Below are 5679 nucleotides of genomic sequence, written 5' to 3'. Positions count from 1 at the left end.
GGCCTCCGGAACCGCATCGGCGTGCGCCACGCCGCAGGCGGCAAAGCCCAGCCGCGCGGCCTCGGCGGCCAGGCGCTGTTTCAGGCCAGCGTTGCCAGCCAATCGCCCACCAGCCCCGCCACCTGCTGTTCGACGGCGCCCCAGAACAGCCAGTGCGATGCGCCAGGCAGCTCGTGATAGTCCACCACGCCGCCGTTTCCGCCGCTCAGATTGCGCGCCGTGGCCCGCGCGGTGCCGGGCGTGGTGATGCGATCATCGCTGCCCACGATCACTAGCGCCGGCCGGGTCAGCCGGGCATAATCCACCTGCGTGACATTGCCGAACAGCTGCGGGAACGCCATTTCGGCCAGCACCCGCCCTGATTCCCATACCTGCGCAGCCATCTCAGCCTGGAAGACAGGTTCGGGAACGCCGTTGAAAATTCCCCAGCGCGCGCCCGCTTCGTCACGCAGCATCGGCTTTTCCCACCAGCCCCACCGCAGCATCACGTTCTTCAATGTGCGCAGCGGATCGAGGCTGAACGCCTGGGCATTGGCGGCCCCGCCCGGCGACAGCAGCACCAGGCCGGCATGCGGCACGCGCACCGCCACCAGCTGCGCCAGCAGCCCGCCCATCGAATGGCCCAGGATCACCGGCGGGGCTCCCAGCTTGCCGGCCTCGGCGACGAGGAAATCGACATAGGCGGTGATCGACAGGCTGCCCAGCGCCTCGGCCGGCGGCAGGCTGGCCGGGCGATCATGGAAGGGCAGCGCCGGGGCGTGGACCGTGTGGCCGGCGGCAGCCAGGGGCTCGCGCAGGCGGTCGAACACCGCCGGGGTCGACCACATGCCGTGGATGAGGAGGATCGGCGGCTTCAGCACACCACCCCGGTGGAGGCCAGCACGCCCAGCGTGACGATGTCGGAGGCCGAGCTGTTCATCGGCACGATCTGCACCGGGCGCGCCATGTTGACCAGCATCGGGCCGACCACGCGCAGATTGGCGACTTCCTTGATCAGCTTGGCGGCGATGTTGGCGCTGTGCAAGCCGGGCATGATCAGCACATTGGCCGGACCGGACAGGCGGCTGAACGGATATTGCGCGCGCATCGCCGGATTGAGCGCCACGTCGGCCGACAGTTCGCCTTCATACTCAAAGCCGACCTGGCGGGCATCGAGCAGCGCGACGGCCTCGCGCACATTGTCGACGATGCTGCCCTGCGGATTGCCGAAATTGCTGTACGAAAGGAAGGCAACGCGTGGTTCAACCCCAAGCCGGCGGGCAACGGCAGCGGTCTCGACCGCGATGTCGGCCAGATGGTCCGCGTTCGGGCGTTCGGTCACCGTGGTGTCGGCGATGAAGATCGTTTGCTGCTTGCCCACCAGCATGTGGATGCCGAACGGGCGGCGATCCGGCACCGGATCGATCACCGTGCGCACCTGGCGATAGGTGGTGGCGAAGTTGCGGGTGACGCCGGTCAGCATCAGGTCGGCTTCGCCCATCGCCACCAGCAGCGCGCCAAAGATGTTGCGCTCGTGATTGACCATGCGCTGCACGTCCCGATGCAGCATGCCGCGCCGCTGCAGGCGGCTGTAGAGATATTCCACCATCTTGGGCACCAGTGGCGACTTGGAGCTGTTGTGGATCTCGAAACTGTCGATGTCCTCGACGCCCAGTCGTTCCAGCCCCTCGCGCACCGGCGCCTCGCGGCCCACCAGCACCGGTGTGCCATAGCCGGAATTGCGCCAGTTGATGGCCGCGCGCAGCACCACCTCCTGCTCGGCCTCGGCAAACACCGCCCGGCGCGGACGGCTCTGGGCGCTCTCGATGGCGCCCTGCAAAATCGAGGTGGTGGGATTGAGGCGGCTCTTCAGTTCCTGGCGATAGGCCTCCTCATCAAAGAAGGGCTTGCGCGCCGCGCCCGAGGCCATGGCCGCCTTGGCCACCGCGATCGGCACATGCTCGATGAGGCGCGGATCGAACGGGGCGGGAATGATATATTCGGGGCCAAAGGTGCGCGCCTTGCCGCCATAAGCCGCCGCCACCTCGTCGGGCACCGGCATGCGCGCCAGGCTGGCAATCGCATTGGCCGCCGCCAGCTTCATCTCCTCGTTGATCGCCGTTGCCCGCACGTCGAGCGCACCCCGAAACAGATAGGGGAAGCACAGCACGTTGTTGACCTGGTTGGGATAATCGCTGCGCCCGGTGGCCACGATCGCGTCGGATCGCACCTTGTGCACCTCTTCCGGCGTGATCTCCGGATCGGGGTTGGCCATGGCAAAGATGATCGGATTGGGCGCCATGCTGGCCACCATCTCGGGGCTGACGGCTCCCTTCTGGCTCAGCCCGAACAGCACGTCGGCCCCCACCATCGCCTCTTCAAGGGAGCGCGCGTCCGTCACCGCAGCATGGGCGGACTTCCACTGGTTCATGCCCTTCTCGCGGCCGACATAGATCACGCCCGAGGTGTCGCACATCACGACATGCTTGACCCCGAACAGCTTGACCAGCTCGGTGCAGGCGATAGCGGCGGCACCGGCGCCATTGACCACCAGCTTCACGTCTTCCGGACGCCGTCCGGTCAGATGCAGGGCGTTGATGAGGCCGGCGGCCGCGACGATGGCGGTGCCATGCTGGTCATCGTGAAAGACCGGGATCCGCATGCGCTCCTTGAGCGCGCTTTCAATGATGAAACACTCGGGCGCCTTGATGTCCTCAAGGTTGATGCCGCCGAAGCTGGGCTCCATCAACTCGACCGCCGCAATGAAGCGGTCCACGTCTTCGGTGGCGAGTTCCAGATCGATGCTGTCGATGTCGGCAAAGCGCTTGAACAGCACCGCCTTGCCTTCCATCACCGGCTTGGAGGCCAGCGCACCGAGGTTGCCCAGCCCCAGGATGGCGGTGCCGTTGGAGATGACGGCGACCAGATTGCCCTTGATCGTGTAGTCATAGGCGGTGTCGGGATCGGCAGCGATGGCGCGCACGGGGGCCGCCACACCGGGCGAATAAGCCAGGCTCAGGTCCCGCTGGGTCGCCATCGGCTTGGAGGCGACGATGTCGAGTTTCCCGGCCTTGCCGCGGCTGTGATAGTTCAGCGCCTCGCGGTCACCGAAATCGGAATCGAGGGCGGGCTTGTCGCTCTTGCTGGTCATTATCCGGGTTCGCTTGGGGGGTGAGACGCACCGATAGGATTGTGGCAGCAACTGGGCAAGAACTTATCGGCTCGCCCGCAGCCCATGCGCCCTTTGCGCGCGGGCGATGGTCGCGCTATCCCGTTGCCGTGACCGCTGCCTCCCCGATGATTGCCCAGTATCTGGCCATAAAGGCCGAAGCCGATGCGCTGGCGCCCGGCGCCTTGCTGTTCTTCCGCATGGGCGATTTCTATGAACTGTTCTTCGAGGATGCCGCCACCGCCGCCGCCGCGCTCGACATCGCGCTGACCCGGCGCGGCGAGCATGCCGGCCAGCCGATCCCGATGTGCGGCGTGCCGGTCCACGCGCACGAGGCCTATCTGGCCCGCCTGATCCGAGCCGGGCACCGGGTGGCGATTGCCGAACAGGTAGAAGACCCGGCGGAAGCCAAGAAACGCGGCTCGAAATCGGTGGTGGCGCGCGCCATCACCCGCATCGCGACGCCCGGCACCTTGACCGAGTCCGGCCTGCTGGAACCGCGCCGCGCCAACTGGCTCGCGGCGCTGACAGCATCGGGGGGCGATGCCGCTGGCCTCGCCTGGCTCGACCTGTCGACGGGCGCCTTCCACACGCGGGCGGGCAGCCTTGCAGAGCTGAAGGCCGAACTGGCGCGCCTGGCGCCGGCGGAAACGCTGGTGCCCGAAGGCAGCGGCCTCGCTGGCACTTCGCGGCCTGCCGGGGATTTTTCCGCCGCAAGGGCCGAGGCGGCGCTCAAGTCCCGGTTCGGGGTGGCCACCCTCGATGGCTGGGGGCTGTTCACCCCGGCCGAGCTGGCTGCTGCTGGCGCCGCCCTTGCCTATGCGCAGGAGACCGCCGGCGCCGCTGTGCCGCTCATCCTGCCACCCCGCCGCGAGCTGGCCGGCAGCACCATGGCCATCGATGCCGCCACCCGCGCCAGCCTGGAATTGTCGCGCAGCACCAGCCGCCACAGCCTTGAAGCCACGATCGACCGCACCGTCACCGCCGCCGGCGCGCGGCTGTTGGGCGCCGATCTGGCCGCGCCCCTCACCGATCCGGCGGCGATTGGCGACCGGCTTGATCTCGTCGGCTGGTTCCTCGCCGATCCAATGACCCGCGCCGCCACGCGCGATGCGCTGTCGGCCCTGCCCGATGTGGCCCGCGCGCTGGCCCGCATCGCCGTCGGGCGCTGGAGCCCGCGCGATCTCGGCCAGCTTGGCAGCGGCCTTGGCCTGGCACTCCGGCTCAAGGCCGCGCTGGCAACCCGCGCCGGCGCGGCGGGCACCCCGCCGCTGCTGGCCGACACGCTGGCCCGCATCGGCGATGGACTTGGCGCCCTCGCCGAACAGCTGGGGCGCACCCTTGTCGATGAACCGCCGCTGGAGCTGCCCGGCGCCATCCGCCCTGGCCATGATGCCGCACTGGATGCGCTGCGCGAGACGGCGCGCGACGGCCGCAGCGCGGTGGCCGCGCTGGAAAGCCGCCTCAAGGCCGAGACCGGCATCACGGCGCTGAAGATCCGCCACAACAATGTGCTGGGCTATCACATCGAGGTGCCGGCGGCCCGCGCCGAACCGCTGCTGCGGGCGGATTCGGGCTTCATCCACCGCCAGACGATGGCAGGTGCGGTCCGCTTCTCTTCCCCCGAACTGGGCAATCTTGCCGCCCGCATTGCGCAGGCCGCCGATCATGCGCTGGTCGCCGAGGCCGCGCATCTGGAGGAATTGCGCGCTGCCGTGCTGGGCCATGCCACCGCGATCAGCGACACCGCCGCCGCGCTGGCCCGGCTCGACGTGGCGGCAGCGCTCGCCGAACTGGCGGCGACGGAAAACTGGGCGCGCCCAGTGGTGGACGCCAGCACCGCCTTTGCCATCACCGGCGGCCGCCACCCGGTTGTCGAGCAGGCCGTATCCCGCACCGGCGCGCGCTTCACGCCCAATGATTGCGACCTGTCGGCCGATCGCCGGGTGTGGCTGGTCACCGGCCCCAACATGGCCGGCAAATCGACCTTCCTGCGCCAGAATGCGCTGGTTGCCGTGCTGGCCCAGGCCGGCAGTTATGTGCCCGCGGCCGCCGCCCACATCGGCGTGGTCGACCGGCTCTACAGCCGTGTTGGCGCTGCCGACGATCTGGCCGAGGGCCGCTCCACCTTCATGGTCGAGATGGTGGAGACCGCCGCCATCCTAACTGGCGCCAGCAACCGCAGCCTCGTCATCCTCGATGAAGTGGGGCGCGGCACCAGCACCTATGACGGGCTTGCCATCGCCTGGGCGGTGCTGGAGGCCGTGCATGACGATCTGCAATGCCGCTGCCTGTTCGCCACCCACTATCACGAGCTGGTGCCGCTGACCGCGAAGCTCGCCGGCCTTGCCAGCGTGACGGTGAAGGTGCGCGAATGGAAGGGCGATCTCGTCTTCCTGCACGAAGTGGCGCCGGGCGCCGCCGACAAGAGCTATGGCCTCGCCGTCGCCCGGCTGGCCGGCATCCCAGCGGGCGTTCTCAACCGCGCCCGCGCCATCCTCGCCCGGCTGGAGGCGCGCCGCGACGCCACC

The 5679-nt window shown here is 68.8% G+C and carries 3 protein-coding genes; 1 reads left to right on the top strand and 2 read right to left on the bottom strand.

The features are described from left to right. Positions 1–80: 80 nt before the first annotated feature. Together GJV64_RS10695 and GJV64_RS10690 are read right to left on the bottom strand one after the other, a co-directional pair. Positions 81–860, bottom strand: coding sequence for an alpha/beta fold hydrolase (locus tag GJV64_RS10695; protein WP_164157220.1), 780 nt, complete (start codon positions 858–860; stop codon positions 81–83). After that, a complete protein-coding gene (locus GJV64_RS10690) occupies positions 854–3130 on the bottom strand; it encodes an NADP-dependent malic enzyme (protein WP_164157219.1) in 2277 nt (758 codons plus the stop codon). The genes GJV64_RS10695 and GJV64_RS10690 overlap by 7 nt, the downstream gene beginning before the upstream one ends. A gap of 146 nt (positions 3131–3276) precedes the next feature. Between GJV64_RS10690 and mutS the strand changes: the two genes are divergently transcribed. Next, positions 3277–5679 (top strand): DNA mismatch repair protein MutS (gene mutS, locus GJV64_RS10685; protein ID WP_164157221.1); only part of this gene is annotated, 2403 nt, incomplete at its 3' end.

Origin of the sequence: Sandarakinorhabdus rubra (assembly GCF_010994245.1) — a bacterium.
Taxonomy (GTDB): Bacteria; Pseudomonadota; Alphaproteobacteria; order Sphingomonadales; family Sphingomonadaceae; genus Sandarakinorhabdus; species Sandarakinorhabdus rubra.
Note: the sequence above shows the minus strand (reverse complement) of the source record. Positions and strands in the feature narration are given on the sequence as shown.